Below are 26,523 nucleotides of genomic sequence, written 5' to 3' on the forward strand. Positions count from 1 at the left end.
TTCACTGGTGGAGTCATGTTCCGGCCCGGGCTGTGTGGTCTGTGGCCACCTTCGCACGAACGTTTGCCAGCGAACCGCTGGTGACGGTTTTAAGATTTTCAGGTAAGTCAGCTCCCGGATCGCGGGACCCTGACCCATTAACCTCGTAAAACAAAGCCCACTGCTTGCGCAGTGGGCTCTATTACTCAGGGAGCCAGGTTACTGAGGCGAAACTTCAGTTTTAGGTTTGCCGAAGTGCCACTGGTAGACCACGAACTTGAAGTTCTTCAGGTCGCCCTTGTCGTCGAACGACAGGTCGCCGGTCGGAGTCTTGAAGGTGCCGGCGCGGATAGCGGCGGCCACTTTGGCAGTGTCTTCGCTCTTCGCTGCCTTGATGCCTTCAGCGATCACTTCAACTGCCGAGTAGGCCGGGAACACGAACGGACCGGTCGGGTCCTGCTTCTTGGCGGCGAACGCGTCAACCAGCGCCTTGTTGGCCGGGTCCTGGTCGAAAGACTTCGGCAAGGTCACCAGCAGGCCTTCGGAAGCGTCCTGGGCGATCTGCGAGATGGAGTCGTTGCCGACGCCTTCCGGCCCCATGAACTTGGCGTTCAGGCCTTTTTCCTTGGACTGACGCAGGATCAGGCCCAGTTCCGGGTGGTAGCCGCCGTAGTAGACGAAGTCGACGTTGGCTTGCTTGAGCTTCTGGATGATCGAGGAGAAGTCCTTGTCACCGGCGTTGAGGCCTTCGAACACGGCAACCTTGACGCCTTTGCCTTCGAGGGTTTTCTTCACGGCGGTGGCGATGCCTTCACCGTACTGCTGTTTGTCGTGCAGCACGGCAACGATTTTCGGCTTGATGTGGTCGGCGATGTAGTTGCCGGCGGCAGGGCCCTGGGCACTGTCCAGACCGATGGTGCGGAACACCAGTTTATAACCACGGGTGGTGATGTCCGGGTTGGTGGCGGCCGGGGTGATCATGATCACGCCTTCGTCTTCGTAGATGTCCGAAGCCGGTTGAGTGGAGCTGGAGCACAGGTGGCCGACAACGAATTTCACACCATCGTTGACCACTTTGTTGGCGACGGCCACGGCTTGTTTAGGGTCGCACGCGTCGTCGTATTCCTTGGCTTCGAGCATCTTGCCGTCGACACCGCCCTTGGCGTTGATCTGCTCGATGGCCATTTTGGCACCGATGAACTGCATGTCGCCGTATTGAGTGACCGGGCCGGTTTTAGGGCCGGCGATGCCGATCTTGATGGTGTCAGCTGCGAACGAATGGCTGGCAACCCCGGCCAGAACCATAGCGGCAAACAGTCTGGAAATCTGCTTAGTAGCCTTATTCATAGTGCTCCACTCTTGCTGTTGTAGTTTTTATAGTCCTGGCGGCCATAGCTGCAGAACCGGATTAGATAATTTGAGTATCTCTCCGGAAATGCCCCCGGCAACTGTACCGGTACAGTGTAGAGCGCCGGTCATTCGCTTGGAAAGCTGGCTGCTGGGGGCAAAACCCGGGTGTGTCGCTTAATTGACAGAAAAAGACAGAATTGCGGCGGGGATTTTGCCTGAATTGAGCGGCAATCCTTGGCATTCCTGAACTTTTCGATCAGTCACTCATTTGCAACTGGGTTTTTCTGCCTGGTCACCGGCGTTATCATTGCGCCGATTTTTTTCCTGGTGAGACCCATGACTCAAGAACCTAGCACCCTCTATGCCAAACTGCTTGGAGAAACCGCATCGATTACCTGGAAGGAGCTTGAGCCGTTCTTTGCCAAGGGTGCCCTATTGTGGGTCGATACCTCTCTGGATTTGATCGCAGTTGCAGAGGCGGTGGCCGAGAATCAGGCCGAGAAAGTGGCTGCCTGGTTGACCAGTGATGTGCTTGCAAAGGTCTCTGCGTCGCGGGCCCAGGATCTTCTGGAGCGCGATCCACAGTTGTGGGCAGTGGTCGTTTCGCCCTGGATTTTGATCCAGGAAAGGGCACGGCCCTGAATGATCGCACCAGATTGGTGCTGTCATTCGGAGCGTAAAAGTGTGTAGGTGAGTAACTGCGATCTGAGTGATGGCACGGTGCCGTAGAGAAACGCCCCATCTGATCGAGGCTGGCGATAAAAATACTGAGGGGCGGAACAGTTGGCGGAACAAAGCCAGTGTCGCTTAATTGTTTCAGGTTGTGAGCAACTGGCAAAGCATGCCGGTCGCAGTTGTTCGCGCAGACATTGAGCGTCGTCGGATTGCCCATGGGGGGCGAATCGACCGTTTGCCGATTAATGTATAAAAGTGCAGTCGTATAGCCGTGCATCGCCAGAATCCCTCAGTCTTTTGTCTTTGTTTTTATTGGGGAGGACTGTAGAAAAAGCCGGCAAATACTGGCGCTGGGCGGCGAATGGGGCAATGGTCAAAGCCCTCAATCTGGTTGACTGGTTTGGCCAAAGTGCGAGTGAGTGTGCCTGTAGAGATCGTTCCCACGCTCTGCGCGGGAACGCCTCATTGGACGCTCCGCGTCCGTCTCAGCGGTGACGCAGAGCGTCACGGTATGCATTCCCACGCGGGAGCGCGGGAACGATCAACCGCGCGATTTCAGTTAGCTGTCTTGCCCGTATGGTTATTCAGAGAAATAACCTTGGTCTTGCCGATGCGATGGCGATAGATCTCGCGCAGGTACTTGATGGCCTTTTTCACGCAATCGCGAGACAGGCGGATGTCATTGATCGAGACGAACTTGTCCTTGTCGTTGATCAGCTCGCGGTACTTTTTCTCATACATCGGCTTGATCGCGTACCAGTTGGTATCGAGGATTTTTGCCGGGTTTTCGAATTCGTTGAGCAGATCGTCGATGAGGTCTTCGTCGAACGCTTCATTGATGATGAAGTCGAGGATCGAGTTGTCCAGCGTGTCATCGAAACGGTACGGATTACGCGCAAAGCACCGCTTGATGAAGGCCACGATCAAGGTCAGGAAGTCGTCGGAGAGGCACGGGCTCTTGGCGATCAACGTGGTCAGCGACAAGTTGGCCGAGGCACCGATCACCAGGGCATAACGCTTGAGCGTGGTGTTGGGGAACAGGCTGTTGAGGTGGGTCTTCAACCGGTTCAGATCCATGTACGACAGCTTGTAATCCTTGGGCAAGGATACGATCGATACCACCGAGGAGCAGTTCTTGAAGAAGTGCAGATCGTGCAGCGCCGCAGCGTCGTAACCCGAATTCTTGTACTGCTCCAGCGACGCGCGATAGCGCTTGGATTCAATCGGCAGCAGGCTGATGCCTTCGATGGCCTGGGTAACCTTGTTGAAGTGCGGCAAGTCGATGGAGCGGAAGAACAGGTCGTCGATGTTCAGACGTTGCGGCTCTTTCTCGAAGACTTTGAATTTGTCGCTCGACGGCGCCGGGGATTCCGGTACCACGGATTCCGCGTAGGCAATGGCCACCGGGCCGGCCAGACTCATGAACAGATCGTTGGCGTCCAGGCGAATGGTTTCGCCAATGTCGATACCGGCCCGACGGAAGTAGTTCTGGTCGTAGTCGGTGGTCACGGCCTGGGCGGTGAGAATGTTGAAAATCTGCTGAGAGATGTACTGGTTGGCGTGCTTTTCCATGGCATTGACATCAATGTTCTGGATGTTGCCGTCATCGCTTTCCTCGGCGTAACGCATGATGTCGTTGGAGATCAGCATCATTGCGTTCCACGGACGGATCCGGCCCATGACGCTGGCTTCACTGCTGTCTTCATTGTCGAAGTTGTAGGAGAAGTCCCATTCCTCCGACAGGTATTTGCAAAGCAAACGACCGGCGTTGATGTGCAGCGCTTCGGACATTTCACTACGGTGATCGGAAATGTTCGGCAGTACGCAAATGCCGCTGGTGAAGATCGGTTCGAATACGAAGGAGTGGCCGCTCTTGCTGTCATGTTCGTCCACCGGTTTGGTGTCGAACGTCTTGTTCATGTACGAGTATTGCTGGGCCAGGCCGAACTCCGAGGCCATGCCCGAGCCCGTACCTCCGCCTGCGCTGAAGATCGAGAAGTACAGGCGCGACTGGTTGGCCTTGATCCCGCAAGAGTCGATCAGGTAGGAGTGGATCATTTTCCAGTCGGGGCTTGAAAAGCGCTGGGTGTCCTTGTTGAGGATGATCTTCGCCAGGTACTGACCGAGGATCGGTGCGTTACCGGCACCGCCTGCGTGGACTTCCGAAAGGTCCATGATTTTCATTTTGCTGTAGTCGCGCAGGAATCCGCTTTTTTCGCCTTTACGGGAAAAACGGATGCGACCGGCAATGTCTTTGTCCAGGTCGCCCAGCATGACCAATGGCTCGACCAGAAACACCGGTTTGGTGGCTTTGTTCGGGCCCAGGCGCAGGTTGTTACGGATCCACTGCGCAGGGCTGTAGCCCTTGTCGGCGTAAGGCTTGTCTTCGTTGTTGAATTCGTTCAGGTAGAACTTGCGGGCGTTGTACACCAGCTCCGCTACGTCCAGAGCAATGTTCGATCCGCAGCGGCCCAGGCCGATCAGGCAGACCGAAGGAAATTCCTGTTCACGGCGCAGTTCATTGTCGTCTTCAAGGTGCGGTGCACGCGGGAACACCATGTCGCGCAGGCCATCGAGGTTGTCGAGGATGCGATCGGTATTGGTCTCGGTGTAGTACAGGTACTGTTGGCTCGCGAGGGGACGCGGGCTGGTCAATGGTTTCGACCCTGAGGGTTTATCCGGGGATATGAGCGTCAATTCGGATATATCGTTGGCAGGGTTGTTTTTAGAAGTCATTGTGCGCCACGTACTTGGACTGGTCGGCTCGGTGACGAGATGTCATCGAGCCATCACGGAATGGGATCTTGCGACTTTACAGTGCGACTTTGACCCGAGCGATAGGGTTCAACCTTAGGTACGCCAGGGGGAATCCTTTCCTGAATCATGTTGAATCGGCCAATATTCGGCGTTCTTTAATTGGGCAGGAGTAATTTATGAGTGCTGAGTTACCTTCCCTGGCGTTTGCCGGCATCGGTTTGATGGGCTTGCCGATGTGCCGACGATTGTTGGCAGCGGGCTATCCGCTGACAGTGTGGAACCGCAATCCGCAAAAATGCGCGCCGCTGGTCGAGGCCGGAGCGCAGCAAGTCTCCACACCTGCTGAACTGTGCCAGCAGGCCGATGTGGTGATGCTGTGCCTGGCCGATACGGCCGTGGTGCGAGAGGTGGTGTTCGGCACGGCTGGCGTGGCACAGGGGGCAATGGCCGGGAAATTGCTGGTGGACTTCTCCAGTCTGGAGCCGACCGCCACCCGGGAAATGGCCGCACAGTTGCTGAGCGCGACGGGCATGAGCTGGCTGGATGCGCCGGTCTCGGGCGGTACCTCGGGGGCCGAGTCAGGCAGCCTGGCGATCATGGTCGGTGGCGATGCGGCGGATCTTGAGCGCGTGCGGCCAATCCTCTCGAGCCTGGGGCAGCGGGTCACTCACATGGGCGCTGTTGGCGCGGGTCAGGTGACCAAGGCTTGCAATCAGATGATTGTCGCGTGCAATGCGCTGGTGATCGCTGAGGTAGTGGCCCTGGCGGAGCGCTCGGGTGTCGATGCAAGGTTGATCGCCGAGGCGTTGGCCGGTGGTTTTGCCGATTCCAGACCGCTGCAGATCCTTGCCCCGCAAATGGCTGAAAGCCGTTTCGAACCGGTGAAATGGCACGTGCGCACATTACTCAAGGACCTGGACACGGCAGTGAAATTTTCCCGCGAGCAGGGTTCGGCAACGCCCATCAGCGGACTGGCTGCACAGCTGATGCGCCTGCATGGTGGCCAAGGCTATCTGGAAAAAGATCCCGCGACGTTAGTCCATCTGTACCGCGAGCAACGTTCAGAAGATTGAGGGTGGCCGGACAGTGGTGTTTACGCTGGTTGATTTCGTTTAGCACCGGGCCCAACTCATCCAGCGCAATCGGGCGGCTCACTAGGTAGCCTTGAACGAAATCGCAACCGTAATGGTTGAGGAATTCGTATTGCTGCTCGGTTTCGACACCTTCGGTGACCACCTGCAAATGCAGGGTATGGGCCATGACGATAATGGCCTGGACGATCTCCATGTCCTGGGTCGACTCAGGGATGTCCTGGATGAAGGAACGGTCGATTTTCAAGGTGTTCAGCGGTAAGCGCTTGAGATAGGCCAGGGACGAATAACCCGTGCCGAAATCGTCGATCGACAGCGAGACGCCGAGGGCGCGAATCTGGCGCAGCAGCACCTGCGTGTTGGCGATACTGCCCATCAGGGCGTTTTCGGTGACCTCCAGTTCCAGCCGTTGCGGGGCAACGCCGGCGGCTCGTAACGCACTTTCGATTTCATCGACGAGTTCTTCGCGGGCCAGGTTCAGGGCCGAGCAGTTCACGGCGATTTTCAGCTTTTCACAGCCATGTCTGGAAAGCGTACTCAAGTCCTTGCAGGCTTTGCGCAGGACCCAATTGTCCAGCTCAGCGATCAGTCCGTTGGCTTGGGCAATGCCAATGAACCGATCGGGCGCCAACAAGCCGTACACCGGATGTTGCCAGCGAACCAGCGCCTCAAGCTTGGTGACCTGACCGCTTTTGAGGTCAAGTATCGGTTGGTAGTAAAGCGTCAGTCCGGAGTCATCGCGCAGTGCGTTGCGCAGCTCTTCTTCGAGTTGCAGTTCGAGGGTGGCCTTGGTTTTCAGGTTGGAACTGAAGAAGTGCAAGCCATTGCGGCCGTTGCCTTTGGATTGGTACAGCGCCAGGTCAGCATTTTTCAGTAGCTCCTCGCAGGTCTTTCCATCGTCGGGAAACAGGCTGATACCGATGCTGGTGGTCATGACCATGCGCCGCCCGGCCAACTCGATGGGCTCCTTCATTTTTTGCATGATGCGTTGTGCCATGTGCCGTGCTTCATCGCGATTGTGTAGGCTGATCAGGATGCAGAATTCGTCACCGCCAAAGCGTGCAACCACATCGTCATGGCTGCGGGTCGCGTTTTTGATGTGGCTGGCGATGACTTTCAGCAACTCGTCGCCGGCGTCATGACCGAGGCTGTCGTTGATGCGCTTGAAGTGATCGATATCCAGAAAGATCACCGCCAGCATGCCGCCGCCGGTGCTTTTCTCGATGATTTTCTCGGCGAAGATCTGGTTGAAACCGCGGCGATTGATCAGGTTGGTCAAGGGGTCGTAATGGGCCACTTGCTGCAACGACATGCGAGCCTGATCCAGTTGGCTGAGCAGCGCGTTGACCCGGCAAAGGTCGTGCTCCTTGTTTTGCAGTTTTTTGTCGGCAAGTGCGGCGCTGATACTGCTGCCGGTGATCAGCAGGGTGATGACGGCAACAGTCAGGCCCAGCTGCATGTGGTTGTTGTCGATGGAGAGTTGCTGGAGAGCCCCGACGGGCAGCACGAGGGACAGTGACCACATGCCTGTGTAGTGCATGCAGACGATTCCGGCTCCCAGGAGCAGGCTGGCGGTGCATTTGAGCAATTGGTGGAGCATGCCGCTGCCATTGCGCAGATAACGCGAGAGCAACAAGGCTGCGAGGCTGGCGCCAATGGCGATCACGATGGATAAGCCAAACAGCGTGGGTTGGTAGTAGGCAGTCGCATTCGAGTTCATCGCTGCCATGCCTGTGTAGTGCATGGTGCTGATCCCCAGGCCCATCCACACCGACGCTTGCACGTACTGCCTGATACGCAGGTGCGCGTGACTGAGGGTATTCATCGCCAGCAACGATGCAATCAAGGCGATCAGTAGCGAGAAAAGGGTAATCGGCAGATCGTAATGGATTTCAATCGGTGCCTGGAACGCCAGCATGCTGATGAAGTGTGTGGCCCAGATACCACCGGCCAGACAGCATGTTCCGACCCCGCGCCAGAGTCGTTGGGAGGCGGGTTTTTCCACGTGGCCAACCCGTTCGGCCACGTCCACAACGGCGAAGCTGGCCGCACATGCGACCAGGTAAGCGAACAGCACCAGAAAGGGGTTATGAGTGCAATTAAGTACTACCTGTCCACTCTCTGGAAGCTCGGCAATAAAATGCAAACCAAGCCAATCCATAGCATGCCCCGTCACTGTGTCATCCCGCGTGAGTGCCATAGCCACTGGCGAATGCCTGGAGTATAGAGGGCGTGCACAGACCGCAAGCGGTAGTGGCACATTAATGTCAATGATTTTGTAATGGGCTCAAGAGCGTTTAGGAATAAGCCGGTGCGAGGCCTGCTGCGGCAGAAGCCGTTCCGGTTTCCCAGGCGCGGGTTGATCGGCCGATTCGCCGGGTGCTGGCGATCCCGACCTTTCTTTGGCTGGTGTCTTAGATCGTTCCCACGCTCCTGCGTGGGAATGCCGCCATGGACGCTCTGCGTCCGCTTTGGGGGTGACGCAGAGCGTCACGAGATGCATTCCCACGCAGAGAGTGGGAACGATCTACGGACGGTTTTTCACTGGTAATAAAAAGGCCCGCATTACGCGAGCCTGTTTTTTCGGGGGGAGAAGAGGGCTAATTAGCCCGCCACCAACACCCGAATCGCTTCCAGACGCAATGCCGCTTTGTCGAGCATGGCCAGGCCTTGCTCGCGTTGCCGGCGCAGGGCGACCAGCTCGCTGTCGCGCACAGTCGGGTTGACCGCTTGCAACGCGGTCAGACGCGCCAGTTCTTCGTCGGTATCGGCAGCCAGACGACGTTGCGCTTCAGCAACCCGTTCGGCGTGGCGAGGCGTGATCTTCTCTTCGCCAGCGTTGATCCTTGGCGTCAGCTGATCGCGCTGGGCCTGGACAAACTTGTTGGCGCTGGCTCGTGGCACGCTTTCCAACTGGTCGTTCAAGGTCTCGAAGGAAACCCGGGTCGACAAGTCATTGCCATTGGTATCGAGCAGGCAGCGCAGGGCGGCCGGGGGCAGGTAACGACCCAGTTGCAGCGAGCGTGGAGCAACCACTTCGCTGACGTAGAGCAGTTCCAGCAACACGGTGCCTGGTTTGAGCGCCTTGTTCTTGATCAGCGCGACAGCGGTGTTGCCCATCGAACCGGACAGCACCAGGTCCATGCCGCCTTGCACCATCGGGTGTTCCCAGGTAATGAACTGCATGTCTTCGCGAGACAGTGCCTGGTTGCGGTCGTAGGTGATGGTCACGCCTTCGTCGTCGCCCAGCGGGAAGCTGGCGTCGAGCATTTTTTCGCTTGGTTTGAGGATCAGGGCGTTTTCCGAATGGTCTTCGCTGTCGATGCCAAAGGCGTCGAACAGGGTTTCCATGTAGATCGGCAGGGCGAACTGATCGTCCTGTTCGAAGATCGCCTCGACCAGCGCATCACCTTCGCCGGCGCCACCGGAGTTGAGCTCCAGCAAACGGTCGCGACCGGTGTGCAGCTCGCTTTCCAGATGCTCACGAGCTGCGCGCGCTTCGTCGATCAGGACTTGCCATTCGCCGTCATCGGCGCTTTCGAGCAGCGGCAGCAGGCGCGGGCCGAACTGATGCTGCAGGGCGTTGCCGGTCGGGCAGGTATTGAGGAAGGCATTCAGCGCTTCGTGGTACCACTGGAACAAGCGCTCTTGCGGACTGGTTTCCAGGTATGGCACGTGCAGCTCGATGACGTGTTTCTGGCCGATCCGGTCCAGACGGCCGATCCGCTGTTCCAGCAGGTCCGGGTGCGACGGCAGATCGAACAGAACCAAATGATGGGAGAACTGGAAGTTGCGGCCTTCACTGCCTATTTCCGAACAGATCAGTACCTGAGCGCCGAACTCTTCATCGGCGAAGTAGGCCGCAGCGCGGTCACGCTCCAGGATATTCATGCCTTCGTGGAAGACCGTGGCCGGGATGCCGGAGCGCACGCGCAGGGCGTCTTCCAGGTCCATTGCGGTTTCGGCATGGGCGCAAATCACCAGTACTTTGGTGCGCTTGAGCATCTTCAACGTGTCGATCAGCCATTCGACCCGCGGGTCGAAGCGCCACCAGCGCTCTTCTTCGTTGGCGTCCGGCTGGGCCTGGAAGCTGACTTCCGGGTACAGCTCGGCGTGTTCGCCCAGCGGCAGCTCGAGGTATTCGTCCGGGCACGGCAGCGGGTATGGATGCAGCTTGCGCTCCGGGAAGCCCTGTACGGCGGCGCGGGTATTGCGAAACAGTACGCGGCCGGTGCCGTGGCGGTCCAGCAGCTCACGGACCAGACGGGCGCTGGCTTCAGCGTCTCCATCGTTGACGGCAGCGAGCAGGGCTTCACCTTCGTCGCCGAGGAATCCTTGAATGGTTTTGTGCGCGGCCGGGGACAAACGGCCATGATCCAGCAGCTCCTGAACGGCTTCGGCCACCGGGCGATAGTTATCGCTTTCGGCGCGGAACGCGTTCAGGTCATGGAAGCGGTTCGGATCGAGCAGGCGCAGACGAGCAAAGTGGCTGTCCTGACCCAGCTGCTCCGGGGTTGCGGTGAGCAGCAAAATGCCGGGAATGACTTCAGCCAGTTGCTCGACCAGTGCGTATTCCGGGCTGACCTGGTCTTCGTGCCAGACCAGATGGTGGGCTTCGTCGACTACCATCAGGTCCCAGCCGGCAGCGAACAGCGCGTCCTGAGCCTTCTCGTCTTCAACCAGCCACTCCAGCGCCACCAGCGCCAGTTGAGTGTCTTCGAACGGGTTGGCAGCATCGCTTTCGATAAAGCGTTCAGCATCGAACAGCGCAACCTGCAGGTTGAAGCGGCGTCGCATTTCCACCAGCCACTGGTGCTGAAGGTTTTCCGGAACCAGGATCAGCACACGATTGGCGCGGCCCGAGAGCAGTTGACGATGGATCACCAGACCGGCTTCGATGGTCTTGCCCAGGCCTACTTCGTCGGCCAGCAGAACCCGCGGCGCGATACGGTCAGCGACTTCACGGGCGATGTGCAGCTGGTGCGCGATCGGTTGCGCACGCACGCCACCCAGGCCCCAGAGCGACGATTGCAGCTGGCGGCTGGTGTGTTCGAGGGTGTGGTAACGCAGGGAGAACCACGCCAGCGGGTCAATTTGCCCGGCGAACAGCCGGTCGCTGGCCAGGCGGAACTGGATGAAGTTCGACAGTTGGGTTTCCGGCAGGGTAACCACTTCGTTCTGCGCGTTGAGCCCGTGGTAGACCAGCAGGCCGTCGAGGTCGTCGACTTCGCGCACGGTCATTTTCCAGCCTTCGAAGTGAGTGATCATGTCACCCGGCGAGAACCTCACGCGAGTGAGGGGCGCATTCCGAAGCGCATACTGACGAGTGTCGCCAGTGGCCGGATAGAGCACGGTCAGCAAGCGACCGTCCTGTGCCAGAACGGTGCCTAAACCTAGCTCGGCTTCGCTGTCACTAATCCAGCGTTGCCCCGGTTGATACTGCTGCGCCATGCTGCCTGACTCCCGCCTTGAAAAAGCCGACTATCTTAACGGATCGACGCCTTCAGAGCCAAAGGACTCTCATAAAAACTAATAAGCGTGGAAGGTAGCGCATTAAGGCATTCGCCGAGATGCAGGGCATGAGTGGCGACGACCGGGTCACAAGTTTGCGACCGATGGCTCAAGTCGTTACCCCGGCGGCCGACAGCCTGCTGACAGGAGACTATTAATTATGCTGCCACCGATGCTCCCCTTGAGTTCCGTGCCGATCACCTCTCAACAGGATCCTGTCCGGCCCAGACCGGATATTGCGCCTGTCGTGCCGGTGGAACCGAGCTCCAGTGAAAGCACCATCGACCTGCCGAAGCGCGATGCCGAGCATTCAGCTATGTTGTTGCGCGAAGAACAGCGGCGCCAGCAAGAGCGAAACAAGCGCCGCCGTGAAGCCGAAGAAGATTCTGACGAGCACTTGGCGGTGCCTGGCAATGAACTGAATGCGGACAACACCGTCCCCGTAGTGCCGTTGATGGACGAACAACCGCGTCAGGGTTTGTGGGTGGATGTCGAGGTTTGACCTGTTGCGCTTGGAGAGCAATCTGCCATTGATCATCCCGCTCGCCTGCCTGATATCGCAGGCGCGGGTCGAAAACATCTTGTCGACACATCTATTATTGAGCTCATGTCAATCTCTCGACTGGTCAGCGCCCGCATCACACCGCATTATTGGCAGACCCCGGCGTGCAGTGCGGTTATTGCGTCACTGCTGCGCCTGAATTCGACCGACAGCCAGACGATGCAATCAACGCCATGAGCCAAGACGACAAGCTGATAGACCTGAACTCCGAACGTGCCAAACGCGTGCATGACCTCAATGAAAAGCGTCTGAACGAAGTGCGCCAGGCATTCGAGCAGGCCATGCCGTTGGGGAAACCCAAGAAAAAGCCAAAAAACAAACCGAAGAAGCGTTGAAACACCCAGCATCCATTGATGCAGGTCATTTATTTCCCTCCTTTACGCCCTGTTTCGGGCGCTATTGATCCCGGTCAATTTTCTCCTGCGCCCGATTGGTTAACTTAGCCCCATCGCAACAGGGCAAGTGCAGGAGGCCAGTCATGTTTTTCGACAATGTAGTGATCGCCGGAGTGTCGACAGTCGGCCTCATGGTTCTGTTTTTTGCCGGTTTTGGATTTTTCATCTGGAAAGACGCACATAAGCGCAAAAAGCCTTAAGTCTTTCCGGTACACGAGCACGCAAGGCATTTTGGGCGACTTCGGTCGCCCTTTTTTTTTTGTGCGCGATACACCGATCAATGTAGAAGCCGAGCTTGCTCGCGGCGGCCTGACAGCCGGTCTGGCTCTTGCTGGTGTACATATCCATTTCTGCGGTAACAGCCACTTAGGGTTCCGCCCTTACGGCGGGTCACTTTGGAAAATCCGGAGTGCCGGCCCAGTCCAAAGTAACCAAAGCGCTCTTGCCCCTTTCGTTCGGTGCCTCGCCTAGGCTCGGCATACCCTCGCTCCGGTCCTGCTCCGTGGGCCCGCCGCCATCGGCCATCCATGGCCGGGGGCGGCTAACCCGGCATCCATGCCGGGTTGCCCACTGCGCAGAACCTCCTCTCGGCCTCTCGAGGGGGCGGTGCATCAAGATCAAAAGCGAGGCGGCCTGCCGGCCGGCCTGATCTCAAATGCACGCGCTCCCCTGTAGGAGCTGCCGCAGGCTGCGATTTTTCAGGGCTGAACACATTCCCATCGGCATAAAAAAAGGTGCGATCCAAACGGATCGCACCTTTTTTGCAGCAGGTTGAAAATCAGCTGCCGAGGACTTTCGAGGCCAGCCAGAACAAACCGGCCGACAGGGCCACCGTCGCAGGCAGGGTCAGGACCCAGGCCAGCAGGATGGTCTTCACCATTCCGCTTTGCAGACCGCTCTTGTTGGCGACCATGGTCCCGGCAACCCCTGAGGACAGCACATGGGTAGTCGACACTGGCAAGGCGAAGATGTTGGCCATGCCGATGGCGCAGGCAGTGGTGATTTGCGCCGACATGCCCTGGGCATAGGTCATGCCTTGCTTGCCGATCTTCTCACCAATGGTCAGCACCACACGTTTCCAGCCGATCATGGTGCCCAGGCCCAAGGCCAGTGCAACCGCGAGAATCACCCAGAAAGGTGCGTACTCGGTGGTGGCGGTCAGGTCTTTACGCAGTTTGTCCAGGTCGGCTTTTTCACGGGCATCGAGGCTCGGCAACTTGCCGACTTTCTTCGCCGTATCGTCCAGGCAAAGCAGGTAGCGGCGTACTTCGATGCGGCTTTCGGCCGGCAGCGAGTGATAGTCAGCGACACCTTTGAGAGTGCTCAGGAGGGCGGAAATGGTCGGTTCGGTCTGTTGCGGGTTGCAGCGGAATTCCCCCGGCAAGTCGTCTTTAACGCTTTTGCCCAGCGCCAGGAATTCCCCCAGAGAATCGCTGTTGCGCTGATAGAACTGGCTCAGGTGCAAAGTCGCGTCACGGGTGCGTTCGATCTGGTAAGTGGTGCTGCCCAGATCGAGAACGAACTGGCTCGGAACGATGCCGATCAGCACCAGCATGATCAGGCCTATGCCTTTTTGACCATCGTTGGAGCCGTGCACAAAACTTACAGCCATCGCGGAAACGACCAGTACCAGACGGTTCCAGAACGGCGGATGCTTCTTGTCATCGATCTGGCGGCGTTGGTCCGGGGTCTTGTGCATCTTTGACAGCGGACGCCACCATTTCAGACCTACCAGCACCAGGCCGGCCACGATGAAGCCGGCTACGGGCGAAAACACCAGCGATGAGCCGATATCAATCGCTTTCTGCCAGTTCACGCCATCCGCCAGCGGGATATCGTTGAGCAGTGCGTTTGCCACGCCCACACCGAGGATCGAACCGATCAGGGTATGCGAGCTGGAGGCCGGGATACCGAAGTACCAGGTGCCCAGGTTCCAGGTAATGGCGGCGGCGAGCAACGAGAACACCATCGCCAGCCCGTGGCCGGTGTTCACATTGATCAACAGCTCCACCGGCAGTAAGTGGACGATTGCATAGGCCACGCCGACCCCGCCCAGCAATACACCGAAGAAGTTGAATACACCGGAAAAGAATACTGCCAGATGGGGCGGCATGGCTTTGGTGTAGATGACAGTGGCCACCGCGTTAGCGGTGTCATGAAAGCCGTTGATGAACTCGAAGGCGAGGACAAAGGCCAGGGCGAGCAAGAGGCTCACAAGCACCCAAGCATCCAGTCCGCTGAATAAATCGATCATGAAGGTTTTCTGACCCGGTCGTAAGGGGGCGCGATTATGCCAGAAAACACTGGTAATCAATGCACTAGCTGCTCATCGGCAACATTCTTCAACGAATTAGTGTGTAGGAGGACCCTAAAACCGTGGTTTTTGCAGGGCTAGGCAAGCCATTGATTTTGTTGGCGATGATCGAATGGCTGGAGGTTTTCTTGAGTCAGTGAGAAGCCGAAAAAGTTATATGAAATTTCAGCTGGAGGGCTAGCCATGAGCCATTTGCCTCATCCGGTTGGGCTGAGGTGGCAACCGCTTGCTTGTAGCGAGCAGTATAGGGGCGACGATCCGGCCAGCTTTTATCTGGCAGGGACGTGACCAGCCCTGAAGGATTCAAGCCTGAGCGGTCATCGCTCTTCGGCTTTGAGTTCCTTTTCCATTTTCTGCAGTTCTTGAGTAAACGCCTGGTCGAGAATGCTGGCGCGTTTACGCCATGGCTTGCGTTCTGGTTCAGGCTGGGCGGCGTAGGTGGTGACCTCCCCGCCGTAAACATCCTTGTAACGTTGTTCCTGGCGCTCAAGTTCCGCGCGCAGTTCGTCTTTCGTCACATTGTTACCTAATCGAGTTGAGATAAATTCTGGTGATACGCAATACAACGTTGATGTTTATCAAATCCTGTCACAGATCCGGCCAATAAAGGTCTCGGCTTTGGCAGCGATCCGCTAAACAGCGTCCTTGTTGCATGCGGCCACGGCACCAGAGAAGAACAGCTGCCGTGAAACAGTTTTCTTTTTTTTTTTTGCAAGCGCCGCGGCTGATATTTGAATGAGCCGCCAGGCGGTTGCTACAGGATACGCCATGGGACCGTGCGTAGCCTGATGATTGAATCCGATGGCGTAGAGAAACCGCGCGCCACACAGAATGCATTATAACGGTCGATCTGAATAACACTATCGCCAAGAAGTTAAAAACCGTCAACTTTGTATGATGGTTTTGTTACTGGGAAGTTTTATCGGCAAGTGGACTCTTTGCTGGCGCAGTGTTGCTTTCTGTTTTCTGACGACAACAAAACGTACAAGTTGTAAGGGGGGCAAGAAGCTGGCTTCCAGGGGGGATGCCGGCTCATCCAGAAAGTGTGAGCTCCTGTAAATCAGCGGTTCCCGGCATGACTGTGCCTGAGAAGAAATCCGTCGCTTCGGCGATAGGGTGCAATTGCGATTATCGATTGATGGTTCGATAATCGCCCAACGTTGACTGCCCGTAGCTTGTATATGCACTGCGCAGCAGCCTGTAATAGAAGCCGATCCAGGTGAAAAGGACCTGAAATGAACGATCAATTGCGCAATTCTTTCGCTTCAGTGGCCCCGCCAATCGTTGCCTCACCGGCCAAGCGGATCCAGGCATTTACCGGCGACCCGGATTTCATGACCTCACTGGCGCGTGGTCTGGCTGTGGTGCAGGCCTTCCAGGAGCGCAAACGCCATCTGACCATTGCCCAGATCAGCCATCGCACGGAAATTCCCCGGGCGGCGGTGCGCCGTTGTCTGCATACCTTGATCAAGCTCGGTTATGCGACCACCGATGGGCGCACCTATTCGCTGTTGCCCAAGGTGCTGACCCTGGGCCACGCCTACCTGTCCTCGACGCCGCTGGCGGTTTCGGCCCAGCCTTATCTGGACCGCATGAGCGAGCAGCTTCATGAGGCCTGCAACATGGCCACGCTGGAGGGCGATGATATTTTGTATATCGCCCGCTCGGCAACGACTCAACGACTCATCTCCGTTGATCTGTCGGTGGGCGGACGTCTGCCGGCCTACTGTACCTCCATGGGACGGATCCTGCTGGCAGCGCTGGACGACGCTTCGCTTCACGACTATCTCGATCATGCCGAGTTGCAAGCCAAGACCAGTCGCACCTTGCACACCCCCGAAGCGCTGTTCGAATGTCTGCAACAGGTCCGTCAGCAAGGCTGGTGCATCGTCGATCAGGAGCTCGAGCAGGGCCTGCGTTCCATCGCCGTACCGGTGTACGACGCTTCCGGGCAAGTACTTGCCGCGTTGAACGTCAGCACCCACGCCGGACGCGTGAGCCGCAATGAGCTTGAACAGCGTTTTCTGCCTGGCCTGCTGAGCGCCAGTCGCGATCTGAGCGCGCAGTTGTTTGCCTAGGTTCTACAGGTCCGTATCTGTGCGTTTACCGAACAGATACGGGTTTGGCGAATTGACGCTGTTTCCCTTGCTTCATTAATGTCGCGGCAGCGTCATCCGGCGTTGTTGGTCATCTGCCATCAGCCGGACGACGACCCAATAATAATGAAGAGGCCACCCCCGCCATGAGCACTTTCTCCGCCTGCCGTTGCCTGCACCGGTTCTGCCTTCGAGCCCGGGTCGCCTGACTCCGGTATTGCTCCATTTGTGAAATCGCTGACCGTTGTCGGCATCTGTTCGCCTGCGCATCCTGTGTGGAATAAAAATAATGAATCAGCCTCAGTCTGCTGTAGGGAACTGCCTTGATGTGCAGTCCTTTATCAATACCCAACCGCTGTCTCGCTACCAGTGGCGGGTGGTGATCCTGTGTTTTCTGATTGTCTTTCTCGATGGCCTGGACACCGCGGCCATGGGCTTCATTGCGCCAGCGCTGTCGCAGGATTGGGGGATCGATCGCGCCAGCCTCGGCCCGGTGATGAGCGCTGCACTGATCGGCATGGTCTTCGGCGCTCTGGGCTCCGGCCCGCTGGCCGACCGCTTTGGTCGCAAAGTCGTTCTGGTGGGGGCGGTGCTGTTGTTCGGCGTGTTCAGTCTCGCATCGGCCTACAGCAGCAATGTTGACCAACTGTTGATACTGCGCTTTTTGACCGGGTTGGGATTGGGCGCGGGTATGCCGAATGCCACCACGCTACTGTCCGAATACACCCCCGAGCGGCACAAGTCGCTGTTGGTCACCAGCATGTTTTGCGGGTTCAACCTGGGCATGGCCGGTGGCGGTTTCATTTCGGCGAAACTGATTCCGGCGTTCGGCTGGCACAGCCTGCTGATGCTCGGCGGGATTTTGCCGTTAATTCTGACCGTGGTCCTGTTGCTCTGGCTGCCGGAGTCAGCGCGGTATCTGGTGGTGCGTAATCGCGGCACCGACAAAGTCCGCAACGCGCTGGCGCCAATCGATCCGGCCACCGTCGCTCAGGCCGCCAGCTTCAGCGTGCCAGAACAGAAAACCGTGAAAGCCCGCAATGTGTTCGCGGTGATTTTTTCCGGTACCTACAGCACTGGAACCTTGCTCTTATGGCTGACCTATTTCATGGGGCTGGTCATTGTCTATCTGTTGACCAGTTGGCTACCGACGCTGATGCGTGACAGCGGCGCGAGTATGGAGCAGGCCGCGTTCATCGGTGCGTTGTTCCAGTTTGGCGGAGTGCTCAGCGCGGTTGTCGTGGGCTGGGCGATGGACCGCTTCAACCCGCACAAAGTCATCGGCATTTTCTACTTGTTGGCCGGGGTCTTTGCCTACGCTGTTGGGCAGAGCCTGGGCAACATCGCACTGTTGGCGACCCTGGTGCTAGTCGCCGGCATGTGCGTCAACGGTGCCCAATCGGCGATGCCGTCGCTGGCAGCGCGCTTCTATCCGACCCAGGGTCGGGCGACCGGTGTGTCGTGGATGCTCGGTATCGGTCGTTTTGGCGCAATTCTCGGTGCCTGGATGGGCGCGACGCTGTTGGGCCTGGGCTGGAACTTCGAACAAGTGCTGACGGCACTGGTGATTCCGGCAGCGTTGGCGACGACGGCGGTGGTGATCAAGGGCATGGTCAGTCATGCGGATGCGACCTGACTGCAGGGTTTTTCAGATCGTTCCCACGCTCTGCGTGGGAATGTCGCCATGGACGCTCTGCGTCCGCCGTTATGTGACGCAGAGCGTCACGGGATGCATTCCCACGCAGAGCGTGGGAACGATCAATCTGATCAAACGCGTAACCGATAGCTAGGCAACAATATGTTCGATTATCGAACGCTTAGTCGATTATCGGATTGTTTGGCGTTTTTTAGAGGCTTAATCTTCAGTCACTCCGGCGCTGCTCATCGCGCCTTTTCTTCCACGTCGGTTTACTGAATTCGGGAGTCCACCCCCATGGCTGAAATCCTTTCGCTGCACGAAGCGGTGAAGCAATTCGTCAACGACGGCGATACCGTCGCGCTCGAAGGCTTCACTCACCTGATTCCAACGGCGGCAGGTCATGAAATCATTCGCCAGGGCAAGAAAGACCTGACCCTGGTGCGGATGACGCCTGACCTGATCTACGACCAGTTGATTGGGGCCGGTTGTGCTCGCAAGCTGATTTTCTCCTGGGGTGGTAACCCGGGCGTCGGTTCTCTGCATCGGTTGCGTGACGCGGTCGAGAAGCAGTGGCCGCATGCGCTGGAAATCGAAGAACACAGTCACGCCGACCTTGCCAATGCCTACGTTGCTGGCGCCTCCGGCCTGCCGTTCGCGGTATTACGGGCCTACGCCGGTTCCGACTTGCCGAAGGTCAACCCGCTGATTAAAAGCGTGACCTGCCCGTTCACCGGAGAAGTGCTGGCGGCGGTGCCTTCGGTGCGCCCGGACATCACGGTGATCCATGCCCAGAAAGCCGACCGTAAAGGCAACGTCCTGCTCTGGGGCATCCTCGGCGTGCAGAAAGAAGCGGCACTGGCGGCCAAACGCTGCATCGTCACCGTCGAAGAAATCGTCGACGACCTGAAGGCACCGATGAATGCCTGTGTCTTGCCGACTTGGGCCCTGAGCGCTGTGTGCCACGTGCCAGGCGGCGCACATCCGTCCTACGCCCACGGTTACAGCGAGCGTGACAACCGTTTCTACCAGGCCTGGGACCCGATTGCCCGCGACCGTGAAACCTTCACCGCCTGGATCAACGAATACATCCATGGCAGCGCTGACTTCAGCGAATTCCAGGCCAAACTGGCCCGCGCTTCGGAGGCTAAATAATGGCTTACACCACCAATGAAATGATGACCGTCGCCGCCGCCCGCCGTTTGAAGAACGGCTCTGTGTGCTTCGTCGGCATCGGTCTGCCTTCCAAAGCAGCCAACCTGGCGCGGTTGACCTCCTCGCCGGACGTGGTGCTGATCTACGAGTCTGGCCCGATTGGCGCTAAACCCACTGTACTGCCGCTGTCCATCGGTGATGGCGAGCTGGCGGAAACCGCTGATACCGTCGTGCCGACCGGTGAGATTTTTCGCTATTGGTTGCAGGGTGGGCGCATCGACGTTGGCTTTCTCGGTGCCGCGCAGGTTGACCGCTTCGGCAACATCAATACCACCGTGGTGGGCGACTATCACCAGCCAAAAGTCCGCCTGCCCGGTGCTGGCGGTGCGCCAGAAATCGCCGGTTCCGCGAAAAGCGTGCTGATCATCCTCAAGCAATCGGCCCGTTCGTTTGTCGACAAACTCGACTTCATTACCTCGGTCGGCCATGGCGAAGGCGGCGATTCGCGCAAACGCCTCGGCTTGCCGGGCGCCGGGCCGGTGGGGATCATTACCGACCTGTGCATCATGGAACCGGAAGCTGTCAGCCACGAATTCGTGGTCACCGCACTGCACCCTGGCGTGACCCGTGAGCAGGTGATCGCGGCTACCGGTTGGGCCATTCGCTTCGCCGATCAGGTTGAACACACCGCCGAACCGACCGAGGTCGAGCTGACCGCCTTGCGCGATCTTGAAGCGCGTACCGCAGCCGCCCACGGCCAAACACCGGGAGAAGCCTGATGCGCGAAGTCTTTATCTGTGACGCGATCCGTACCCCCATCGGCCGTTTCGGTGGTGGTCTGTCGGCCGTGCGCGCTGACGACCTGGCCGCCGTGCCGATCAAGGCGTTGATGGAACGCAACCCCTCGGTAGACTGGAGCGCGGTGGACGAAGTGTTTCTCGGCTGCGCCAACCAGGCTGGCGAAGACAACCGCAACGTCGCACGCATGGCCTTGCTGTTGGCCGGTTTGCCGGAGAGTATTCCGGGCGTGACGCTCAACCGTCTCTGCGCTTCGGGCATGGACGCCATCGGTACGGCCTTTCGGGCGATTGCCAGTGGCGAGATGGAGTTGGCGATTGCCGGTGGCGTCGAGTCGATGTCCCGCGCACCGTTCGTCATGGGCAAGGCTGATGCGGCCTTCTCGCGCAACATGAAACTGGAGGACACCACCATCGGCTGGCGCTTTATCAACCCGTTGATGAAGGCTCAATACGGCGTCGATGCGATGCCGCAGACCGGCGACAATGTCGCCGATGATTACCGGGTTTCCCGCGCCGATCAGGACGCCTTCGCCCTGCGCAGTCAGCAACGTACTGCGGCGGCACAAGCCGCCGGATTCTTCGCTGAAGAAATCGTCCCGGTGCGTATTGCCCACAAGAAGGGCGAGACTGTGGTCGAGCAGGACGAGCACCCACGTGCCGACACCTCGCTGGAAACCCTGAGCAAACTCAAACCGGTGAACGGTCCGGATAAAACCGTCACCGCGGGCAACGCTTCGGGTGTCAATGACGGTGCGGCGGCATTGATTCTGGCCTCGGCCGAAGCTGTAAAGAAACATGGTCTGACTGCTCGGGCCCGGGTGTTGGGCATGGCCAGTGCCGGTGTCGCACCACGGGTAATGGGCATCGGCCCGGTGCCGGCGGTGCGCAAATTGACCGAGCGCCTGGGTCTGGCCGTCAGCGATTTTGACGTGATCGAGCTCAATGAAGCCTTCGCCAGCCAGGGTTTGGCGGTGTTGCGTGAACTGGGTCTGGCCGATGACGCTGCGCAGGTCAACCCAAACGGCGGTGCTATCGCTTTGGGCCATCCGTTGGGCATGAGCGGTGCGCGATTGGTGCTGACGGCTTTGCATCATCTGGAAAAGACCGGCGGCAAAAAAGGCCTGGCGACCATGTGTGTCGGCGTGGGTCAGGGTCTGGCCTTGGCGATCGAGCGCGTTTGACAGGTCGCTGCTGACTTACAAGAAAAGAGGAATGATCGATGACTGACAAGCCTGGTTACCGTCGCCCCCAAGCGGGCACCCAGCCGGAGTATCTGCACCCGGCTTACAAATCCACCAACAGTCGCTCGCCGTCCAAACCGTTGGTGTTTTTGCCTCATTCGTTGTCGGAAATCACCGGCCCGACTATCGGTGCTGATTACCTGCAAGACCAGGATAACGACCTCACCGCCCAGCACCAGGGCGAGCCACTGGGTGAGCGGATCATCATTCACGGTCGCGTACTGGATGAAGATGGCCTGCCGGTGCCAGGGATCTTGCTGGAAATCTGGCAGGCCAATGCCGCCGGTCGCTACAACCATGAGCGCGATCTGCACGATGCACCGCTGGACCCGAACTTCACCGGCACCGGACGCACCGTCACCGACGCGGATGGCTGGTACCAGTTCCAGACCATCAAGCCTGGCGCCTACCCTTGGGGCAACCACCACAACGCGTGGCGCCCGGCGCATATCCATTTTTCGCTGTTCGGCCCGAGCATCCTCACCCGCCTGGTGACCCAGATGTATTTCCCCGGCGATCCGCTGCTGGCCTATGACCCGATCTACAACTGCGTACCCGATACCCGCGCCAAAGAGCGCTTGATCGCCAGCTTCGACCTGGAAAAAACCATCCCTTCCTATGCCCTCGGTTATCGCTGGGACATCGTTTTGCGCGGCCGCGAAGCCACGCCGATGGAGAAATAAGATGACGCTCAATGCGACCACTTCACACACCGTCGGCCCGTACTACCACATCGGTCTGACCTGGCTGAACCGTGAGGACATGACGACGCCCGAGACATTGGGCGAGCGCGTGGCGATCACCGGGCAGGTCGTCGATGGCAATGGCGATTTCGTCAATGACGCGATGCTGGAAGTCTGGCAAGCCAACGCTGCCGGCAAGTACGACCATGTCGAAGACGATCAGGACAAAGCCCTGGACCCGAATTTCGAAGGTTTTGGCCGGGTGCCGGTGGATGCCGAAGGGCGCTTCCGTTTCACCACCATCAAACCAGGCACGGTACCGGGCCTCAATGGCACGACCCAGGCGCCGCATCTGGTGGTGCTGGTGTTCGCTCGCGGGCTGGTCAAACACTTGCTGACGCGCATCTACTTCGACGGCGAACCGGCCAACGCAGCCGACCCGCTGCTCGAATGTGTCCCGGCAGAGCGTCGCCGTACGCTGCTGGCCAAGGCGGATGCGTCAGGCACTTATCAGTGGAACGTGATCCTGCAGGGGACGGATGCCGAGACGGTGTTTTTCGATTACTGAGTGATCGTTCCCACGCTCTGCGTGGGAATGCCGCCATGGACGCTCTGCGTCCGCTCTTGTAACGCAGAGCGTCACGGGAATGCATTCCCACGCGCGAGCGTGGGAACGATCTCTCAGCCAATACGGAATGGGGCTGTTGCAAAGTATGTCTAGACTCACACTGTCCCCAAAGAGTGAAAAACCATGACAACAATGACTAGCTACTACACGGGCGAAGAACGCAACAAAAGGATCTTTGCGATCATCGGTGCCTCTTCCGGTAACCTGGTCGAATGGTTCGACTTCTATGTCTACGCTTTTTGCGCGATCTATTTCGCTCCGGCATTTTTCCCGTCTGACGACCCCACGGTGCAGTTGCTCAATACCGCTGGCGTGTTTGCCGCCGGGTTCCTGATGCGTCCTATCGGCGGCTGGCTGTTCGGTCGAGTGGCTGACAAGCACGGGCGCAAGAATTCCCTGATGATCTCGGTGCTGATGATGTGTGCCGGTTCATTGGTCATCGCTTTTCTGCCGACTTACCACTCGATCGGCGCCTGGGCGCCAGCGTTGCTGCTGGTGGCTCGATTGTTTCAGGGGTTGTCGGTGGGCGGTGAATACGGCACCACCGCGACCTATATGAGTGAAGTCGCGCTCAAGGGACAGCGCGGCTTCTTCGCGTCATTTCAGTATGTGACCTTGATCGGCGGACAACTGTTGGCGGTCTCGGTGCTGGTGATCCTGCAGCAGATCCTCAACGAAGACGAACTGCGCGCCTACGGCTGGCGGATTCCGTTCGTGATCGGTGCGATTGCGGCGCTGATTTCTCTATTCCTGCGTCGCTCGTTGAAAGAGACCACCAGCAAGGAAATACGCGAAGACAAGGACGCTGGCAGCATCGCCGCGTTGTTCCGCAATCACACAGCGGCTTTTATTACAGTGCTCGGTTACACCGCCGGTGGCTCGCTGATTTTCTACACCTTCACGACCTATATGCAGAAGTACCTGGTCAACACCGCCGGTATGCAAGTCAAGACGGCCAGTTACATCATGACCGGCGCGCTCTTCCTTTATATGTGCATGCAGCCGTTTTTCGGCATGCTCGCCGATAAAATCGGCCGGCGTAACTCGATGCTCTGGTTCGGCGCGCTGGGCACGCTGTTCACCGTGCCGATTCTGTTGACCCTGAAGACTGTCACCAACCCGTTCCTGGCCTTTGTGCTGATCACCCTGGCGTTGTCGATTGTGAGTTTCTACACCTCCATCAGCGGATTGGTTAAAGCCGAAATGTTCCCGACCCAGGTTCGGGCGTTGGGAGTAGGGCTGGCGTATGCAGTGGCGAACGCGATTTTCGGTGGCTCGGCGGAATACGTTGCCCTGGGGTTGAAAACCCTGGGCATGGAAAACACCTTCTACTGGTATGTCACGTTGATGATGGCGGTGGCCTTCCTGTTCAGTTTGCGCCTGCCGAAACAGGCGGCTTATTTGCATCACGATCTTTGATCTGTCCGCGTGTGCCCGTTTCGGGTGCACGCCTCGAAGGGATTGTCTATGAGTGAACGACCGAGCAATCAATTGTTCGATGCCTATTTCACTGCCCGCGATATGCGTGAAGTGTTCTGCGATCAAGGCCGGGTTCAGGCCATGCTCGATTTCGAAGCCGCATTGGCCCGGGCCGAGGCGCGGGTTGGACTGATTCCTCAGTCCGCTGTCGCGCCGATTGAAGCGGCGTGCCGCGCTGAACATTACGACTTCTTCGCACTGGGAGAGGCGATTGCCACCGCGGGGAATTCGGCGATCCCGCTGGTCAAGGCATTGGGGAAACAGATCGCCGCCCATGACGCCGATGCTGAGCGTTATGTGCATTTGGGTGCCACCAGTCAGGACGTGATGGACACCGGTTTAGTGTTGCAGCTGCGCAGCGGCTTGCAGCTGATTGACCGCGAATTGGCGCTACTCGGCGAAATCCTGGTGGCCCAGGCCGAACGTTATGTCGCCACACCGCTGGCTGGGCGCACTTGGCTGCAACACGCGACGCCGGTGACCCTGGGCATGAAAATCGCCGGTTGGCTGGGGGCCGTGACCCGTAGCCGGCAACGTTTGCAGGAACTCAAGCCGCGCCTGCTGGTGCTGCAATTCGGCGGTGCTTCCGGGACCCTCGCGGCCCTGGGTGAGCAGGCCATGCCGATTGCCGAGGCGCTTGCGCAAGAGCTGCAGCTGACGCTACCGGAACAGCCTTGGCACACCCAGCGCGATCGTCTGGTGGAGTTCGGGGCGGTGCTGGGGCTGATCGCTGGCAGTTTGGGCAAGCTCGGTCGCGATATCAGTCTGTTGATGCAGACCGAGGCTGGCGAAGTGTTCGAACCGGCGGCGCCGGGCAAGGGCGGTTCATCGACCATGCCGCACAAACGCAATCCGGTGGGGGCTGCGGTGCTGATCGGTGCCGCGACTCGCGTGCCGGGTTTACTGGCGACGCTGTTCAGCGCAATGCCCCAGGAACATGAGCGCAGCCTGGGGCTGTGGCATGCCGAATGGGAAACCCTGCCGGAAATTTGCTGCCTGGTATCCGGTGCCTTGCAGCAAGCCTTGCTGGTGGCCGAAGGGTTGGAGGTCGATGCCAGGCGAATGGCGAAAAACCTCGACCTGACTCAGGGCCTGGTGCTGGCCGAAGCGGTGAGTATCGTCCTCGCCCAGCGTGTGGGCCGCGATAAGGCTCACCATCTGCTTGAACAATGCTGCAAACGGGCGGTAGCCGAGCAGCGTCATTTGCGCGCGGTGCTCGGCGATGAGCCGCAAGTGACCGCTGAGCTCTCGGCCGATGAACTTGATCGTCTGCTGGACCCTGCCCATTACCTCGGTCAGGCCCGTACCTGGGTCGAGCGAGCGGTGGCTGAACATTTTGCTTTGAGTGCCTGAAGGAGACTGCTGTGGGATTCGTACAACTCGCCGATGGCGAACTGAACTACCAACTCGATGGCCCGGAAGATGCGCCGGTGCTGGTGCTGTCCAACTCGCTGGGCACCGATCTGCACATGTGGGACATCCAGATCCCGGCCTTTGCCGAGCATTTCCGGGTGCTGCGTTTCGACACCCGCGGCCACGGTCGTTCGCTGGTCACGCCAGGGCCTTACAGCATCGAACTATTGGGCCATGATGTGTTGGCGCTGCTGGATGCGTTGCATATCGAGCGTGCGCATTTCTGTGGTTTGTCCATGGGCGGGCTGATTGGCCAGTGGCTGGGGATCAATGCCGGTGAGCGTCTGCGCAAACTGGTGGTGTGCAACACCGCAGCGAAAATCGGTGATCCTTCGGTGTGGAACCCACGGATCGAAACCGTGCTGCGCGACGGCCCGGCGGCGATGGTTGCTTTGCGCGATGCCTCGATTGCCCGCTGGTTCACTCCTGACTTCGCTGAGGCTAATGCGCAGCAGGCCAAACAGATCACCGACATGCTCGCCGCCACTTCACCGCAAGGCTATGCAGCCAACTGCGCGGCGGTGCGGGATGCCGATTTCCGCGAGCAGTTGTCGTCGATCAAGGTACCGACGCTGGTGATTTGCGGCACTGAAGATGCGGTTACGCCGCCGTCGGGCGGGCACTTTATTCAAGAGCAGGTGCAGGCTGCCGAATACGCCGAGTTCTATGCCGCGCACCTGTCCAACGTCCAGGCTGGCGCTGCGTTCAGTGACCGGGTATTGGCCTTTCTATTGGCCGAAAAGCGTATCTGAGGAGCT

The 26,523-nt window shown here is 58.5% G+C and carries 22 protein-coding genes; 15 read left to right on the forward strand and 7 right to left on the reverse strand.

The window, feature by feature from the left end:
* Positions 1–198: 198 nt before the first annotated feature.
* Positions 199–1,326 (reverse strand): branched-chain amino acid ABC transporter substrate-binding protein, encoded by a 1,128-nt coding sequence (locus tag AC07VR_RS02095; protein ID WP_495010342.1) that lies wholly within the window; start codon positions 1,324–1,326, stop codon positions 199–201.
* 339 nt (positions 1,327–1,665) lie between these two features.
* On the opposite strand from AC07VR_RS02095, the gene AC07VR_RS02100 reads away from it, so the two are divergent.
* Positions 1,666–1,971, forward strand: coding sequence for a DUF2288 domain-containing protein (locus AC07VR_RS02100; protein ID WP_494992644.1), 306 nt, complete (start codon positions 1,666–1,668; stop codon positions 1,969–1,971).
* Positions 1,972–2,559: 588 nt separating this feature from the next.
* On the opposite strand, the gene AC07VR_RS02105 is transcribed toward AC07VR_RS02100, so the two are convergent.
* Positions 2,560–4,740: a hypothetical protein gene (locus tag AC07VR_RS02105; protein WP_494992645.1), complete on the reverse strand. Its 2,181-nt coding sequence runs from the start codon at positions 4,738–4,740 to the stop codon at positions 2,560–2,562.
* Positions 4,741–4,937: 197 nt separating this feature from the next.
* Here AC07VR_RS02105 and AC07VR_RS02110 point away from each other — a divergent pair, with 197 nt between their 5' ends.
* Positions 4,938–5,834, forward strand: coding sequence for an NAD(P)-dependent oxidoreductase (locus AC07VR_RS02110; RefSeq protein ID WP_495010343.1), 897 nt, complete (start codon positions 4,938–4,940; stop codon positions 5,832–5,834).
* On the opposite strand, the gene AC07VR_RS02115 is transcribed toward AC07VR_RS02110, so the two are convergent.
* Complete coding sequence (locus AC07VR_RS02115; protein WP_495010344.1) at positions 5,725–8,013, reverse strand: bifunctional diguanylate cyclase/phosphodiesterase; 2,289 nt, start codon at positions 8,011–8,013, stop codon at positions 5,725–5,727. The genes AC07VR_RS02110 and AC07VR_RS02115 overlap by 110 nt on opposite strands.
* A gap of 443 nt (positions 8,014–8,456) precedes the next feature.
* The gene (gene rapA / locus AC07VR_RS02120) at positions 8,457–11,303 is read right to left on the reverse strand and encodes an RNA polymerase-associated protein RapA (protein WP_495010345.1); all 2,847 of its coding nucleotides are present in this window, start codon (positions 11,301–11,303) and stop codon (positions 8,457–8,459) included.
* Between the two features lie 220 nt (positions 11,304–11,523).
* On the opposite strand from rapA, the gene AC07VR_RS02125 reads away from it, so the two are divergent.
* The 3 genes from AC07VR_RS02125 (at position 11,524) to ccoM (ending at position 12,520) form a co-directional block, all read left to right on the forward strand.
* Complete coding sequence (locus tag AC07VR_RS02125; RefSeq protein WP_494992649.1) at positions 11,524–11,865, forward strand: aspartate-semialdehyde dehydrogenase; 342 nt, start codon at positions 11,524–11,526, stop codon at positions 11,863–11,865.
* 233 nt (positions 11,866–12,098) lie between these two features.
* The gene (locus AC07VR_RS02130; RefSeq protein ID WP_392886021.1) at positions 12,099–12,260 is read left to right on the forward strand and encodes a hypothetical protein; all 162 of its coding nucleotides are present in this window, start codon (positions 12,099–12,101) and stop codon (positions 12,258–12,260) included.
* Positions 12,261–12,403: 143 nt separating this feature from the next.
* Complete coding sequence (gene ccoM, locus AC07VR_RS02135) at positions 12,404–12,520, forward strand: cytochrome c oxidase subunit CcoM (protein ID WP_494992650.1); 117 nt, start codon at positions 12,404–12,406, stop codon at positions 12,518–12,520.
* Here ccoM and AC07VR_RS02140 read toward each other — a convergent pair.
* From AC07VR_RS02140 to AC07VR_RS02150, 3 genes are all read right to left on the reverse strand, one after another.
* Positions 12,483–12,662, reverse strand: a complete 180-nt coding sequence (locus AC07VR_RS02140; protein ID WP_495010377.1) for a hypothetical protein — start codon at positions 12,660–12,662, stop codon at positions 12,483–12,485. The genes ccoM and AC07VR_RS02140 overlap by 38 nt on opposite strands.
* Before the next feature lie 436 nt (positions 12,663–13,098).
* The gene (locus AC07VR_RS02145) at positions 13,099–14,574 is read right to left on the reverse strand and encodes an inorganic phosphate transporter (RefSeq protein ID WP_494992651.1); all 1,476 of its coding nucleotides are present in this window, start codon (positions 14,572–14,574) and stop codon (positions 13,099–13,101) included.
* Positions 14,575–14,951: 377 nt separating this feature from the next.
* Positions 14,952–15,152, reverse strand: coding sequence for a hypothetical protein (locus AC07VR_RS02150; protein ID WP_494992652.1), 201 nt, complete (start codon positions 15,150–15,152; stop codon positions 14,952–14,954).
* Positions 15,153–15,869: 717 nt separating this feature from the next.
* Here AC07VR_RS02150 and pcaR point away from each other — a divergent pair.
* The 10 genes from pcaR (at position 15,870) to pcaD (ending at position 26,517) form a co-directional block, all read left to right on the forward strand.
* The gene (pcaR, locus tag AC07VR_RS02155; protein ID WP_494992653.1) at positions 15,870–16,712 is read left to right on the forward strand and encodes a pca regulon transcriptional regulator PcaR; all 843 of its coding nucleotides are present in this window, start codon (positions 15,870–15,872) and stop codon (positions 16,710–16,712) included.
* Positions 16,713–17,019: 307 nt separating this feature from the next.
* Positions 17,020–18,366, forward strand: a complete 1,347-nt coding sequence (gene pcaK / locus AC07VR_RS02160; protein ID WP_494992654.1) for a 4-hydroxybenzoate transporter PcaK — start codon at positions 17,020–17,022, stop codon at positions 18,364–18,366.
* A 297-nt stretch (positions 18,367–18,663) separates the two neighbouring features.
* Positions 18,664–19,521 carry a CoA transferase subunit A gene (locus tag AC07VR_RS02165; RefSeq protein WP_494992655.1) on the forward strand — a complete coding sequence of 286 codons (858 nt, stop codon included), beginning with the start codon at positions 18,664–18,666 and terminating at the stop codon, positions 19,519–19,521.
* Positions 19,518–20,300: a CoA-transferase subunit beta gene (locus AC07VR_RS02170; RefSeq protein ID WP_495010376.1), complete on the forward strand. Its 783-nt coding sequence runs from the start codon at positions 19,518–19,520 to the stop codon at positions 20,298–20,300. The genes AC07VR_RS02165 and AC07VR_RS02170 overlap by 4 nt, the downstream gene beginning before the upstream one ends.
* On the forward strand, positions 20,297–21,502 hold the full coding sequence (gene pcaF / locus AC07VR_RS02175; protein WP_494992777.1) for a 3-oxoadipyl-CoA thiolase: 1,206 nt from the start codon (positions 20,297–20,299) through the stop codon (positions 21,500–21,502). Before AC07VR_RS02170 ends, pcaF begins: the two co-directional genes overlap by 4 nt.
* 38 nt (positions 21,503–21,540) lie before the next feature.
* Positions 21,541–22,245, forward strand: coding sequence for a protocatechuate 3,4-dioxygenase subunit beta (pcaH, locus tag AC07VR_RS02180; RefSeq protein WP_494992656.1), 705 nt, complete (start codon positions 21,541–21,543; stop codon positions 22,243–22,245).
* A 1-nt stretch (position 22,246) separates the two neighbouring features.
* Entirely contained in the window at positions 22,247–22,813 is a 567-nt protein-coding gene (pcaG, locus tag AC07VR_RS02185; protein ID WP_495010346.1) for a protocatechuate 3,4-dioxygenase subunit alpha, read from the forward strand.
* A gap of 183 nt (positions 22,814–22,996) precedes the next feature.
* A complete protein-coding gene (locus tag AC07VR_RS02190; protein ID WP_494992658.1) occupies positions 22,997–24,292 on the forward strand; it encodes an MFS family transporter in 1,296 nt (431 codons plus the stop codon).
* Between the two features lie 48 nt (positions 24,293–24,340).
* Positions 24,341–25,705, forward strand: coding sequence for a 3-carboxy-cis,cis-muconate cycloisomerase (locus tag AC07VR_RS02195; protein WP_494992659.1), 1,365 nt, complete (start codon positions 24,341–24,343; stop codon positions 25,703–25,705).
* Between the two features lie 11 nt (positions 25,706–25,716).
* Entirely contained in the window at positions 25,717–26,517 is an 801-nt protein-coding gene (pcaD, locus tag AC07VR_RS02200) for a 3-oxoadipate enol-lactonase (RefSeq protein WP_494992660.1), read from the forward strand.
* The last annotated feature ends 6 nt before the right edge of the window (positions 26,518–26,523 follow it).

This window comes from Pseudomonas sp. GW821-FHT02H09 (assembly GCF_059421425.1).

Coding starts and splice junctions, on each gene's coding strand:
- AC07VR_RS02145 (WP_494992651.1), bottom strand. CDS start 14,574: ATGATCGATTTATTCAGCGGACTGGATGCTTGGGTGCTTGTGAGCCTC.
- AC07VR_RS02130 (WP_392886021.1), top strand. CDS start 12,099: ATGAGCCAAGACGACAAGCTGATAGACCTGAACTCCGAACGTGCCAAA.
- pcaG (WP_495010346.1), top strand. CDS start 22,247: ATGACGCTCAATGCGACCACTTCACACACCGTCGGCCCGTACTACCAC.
- AC07VR_RS02115 (WP_495010344.1), bottom strand. CDS start 8,013: ATGGATTGGCTTGGTTTGCATTTTATTGCCGAGCTTCCAGAGAGTGGA.
- AC07VR_RS02190 (WP_494992658.1), top strand. CDS start 22,997: ATGACAACAATGACTAGCTACTACACGGGCGAAGAACGCAACAAAAGG.
- AC07VR_RS02140 (WP_495010377.1), bottom strand. CDS start 12,662: ATGTACACCAGCAAGAGCCAGACCGGCTGTCAGGCCGCCGCGAGCAAG.
- AC07VR_RS02125 (WP_494992649.1), top strand. CDS start 11,524: ATGCTGCCACCGATGCTCCCCTTGAGTTCCGTGCCGATCACCTCTCAA.
- ccoM (WP_494992650.1), top strand. CDS start 12,404: ATGTTTTTCGACAATGTAGTGATCGCCGGAGTGTCGACAGTCGGCCTC.
- AC07VR_RS02105 (WP_494992645.1), bottom strand. CDS start 4,740: ATGACTTCTAAAAACAACCCTGCCAACGATATATCCGAATTGACGCTC.
- pcaK (WP_494992654.1), top strand. CDS start 17,020: ATGAATCAGCCTCAGTCTGCTGTAGGGAACTGCCTTGATGTGCAGTCC.
- rapA (WP_495010345.1), bottom strand. CDS start 11,303: ATGGCGCAGCAGTATCAACCGGGGCAACGCTGGATTAGTGACAGCGAA.
- pcaH (WP_494992656.1), top strand. CDS start 21,541: ATGACTGACAAGCCTGGTTACCGTCGCCCCCAAGCGGGCACCCAGCCG.
- AC07VR_RS02100 (WP_494992644.1), top strand. CDS start 1,666: ATGACTCAAGAACCTAGCACCCTCTATGCCAAACTGCTTGGAGAAACC.
- AC07VR_RS02165 (WP_494992655.1), top strand. CDS start 18,664: ATGGCTGAAATCCTTTCGCTGCACGAAGCGGTGAAGCAATTCGTCAAC.
- AC07VR_RS02095 (WP_495010342.1), bottom strand. CDS start 1,326: ATGAATAAGGCTACTAAGCAGATTTCCAGACTGTTTGCCGCTATGGTT.
- pcaR (WP_494992653.1), top strand. CDS start 15,870: ATGAACGATCAATTGCGCAATTCTTTCGCTTCAGTGGCCCCGCCAATC.
- AC07VR_RS02195 (WP_494992659.1), top strand. CDS start 24,341: ATGAGTGAACGACCGAGCAATCAATTGTTCGATGCCTATTTCACTGCC.
- AC07VR_RS02110 (WP_495010343.1), top strand. CDS start 4,938: ATGAGTGCTGAGTTACCTTCCCTGGCGTTTGCCGGCATCGGTTTGATG.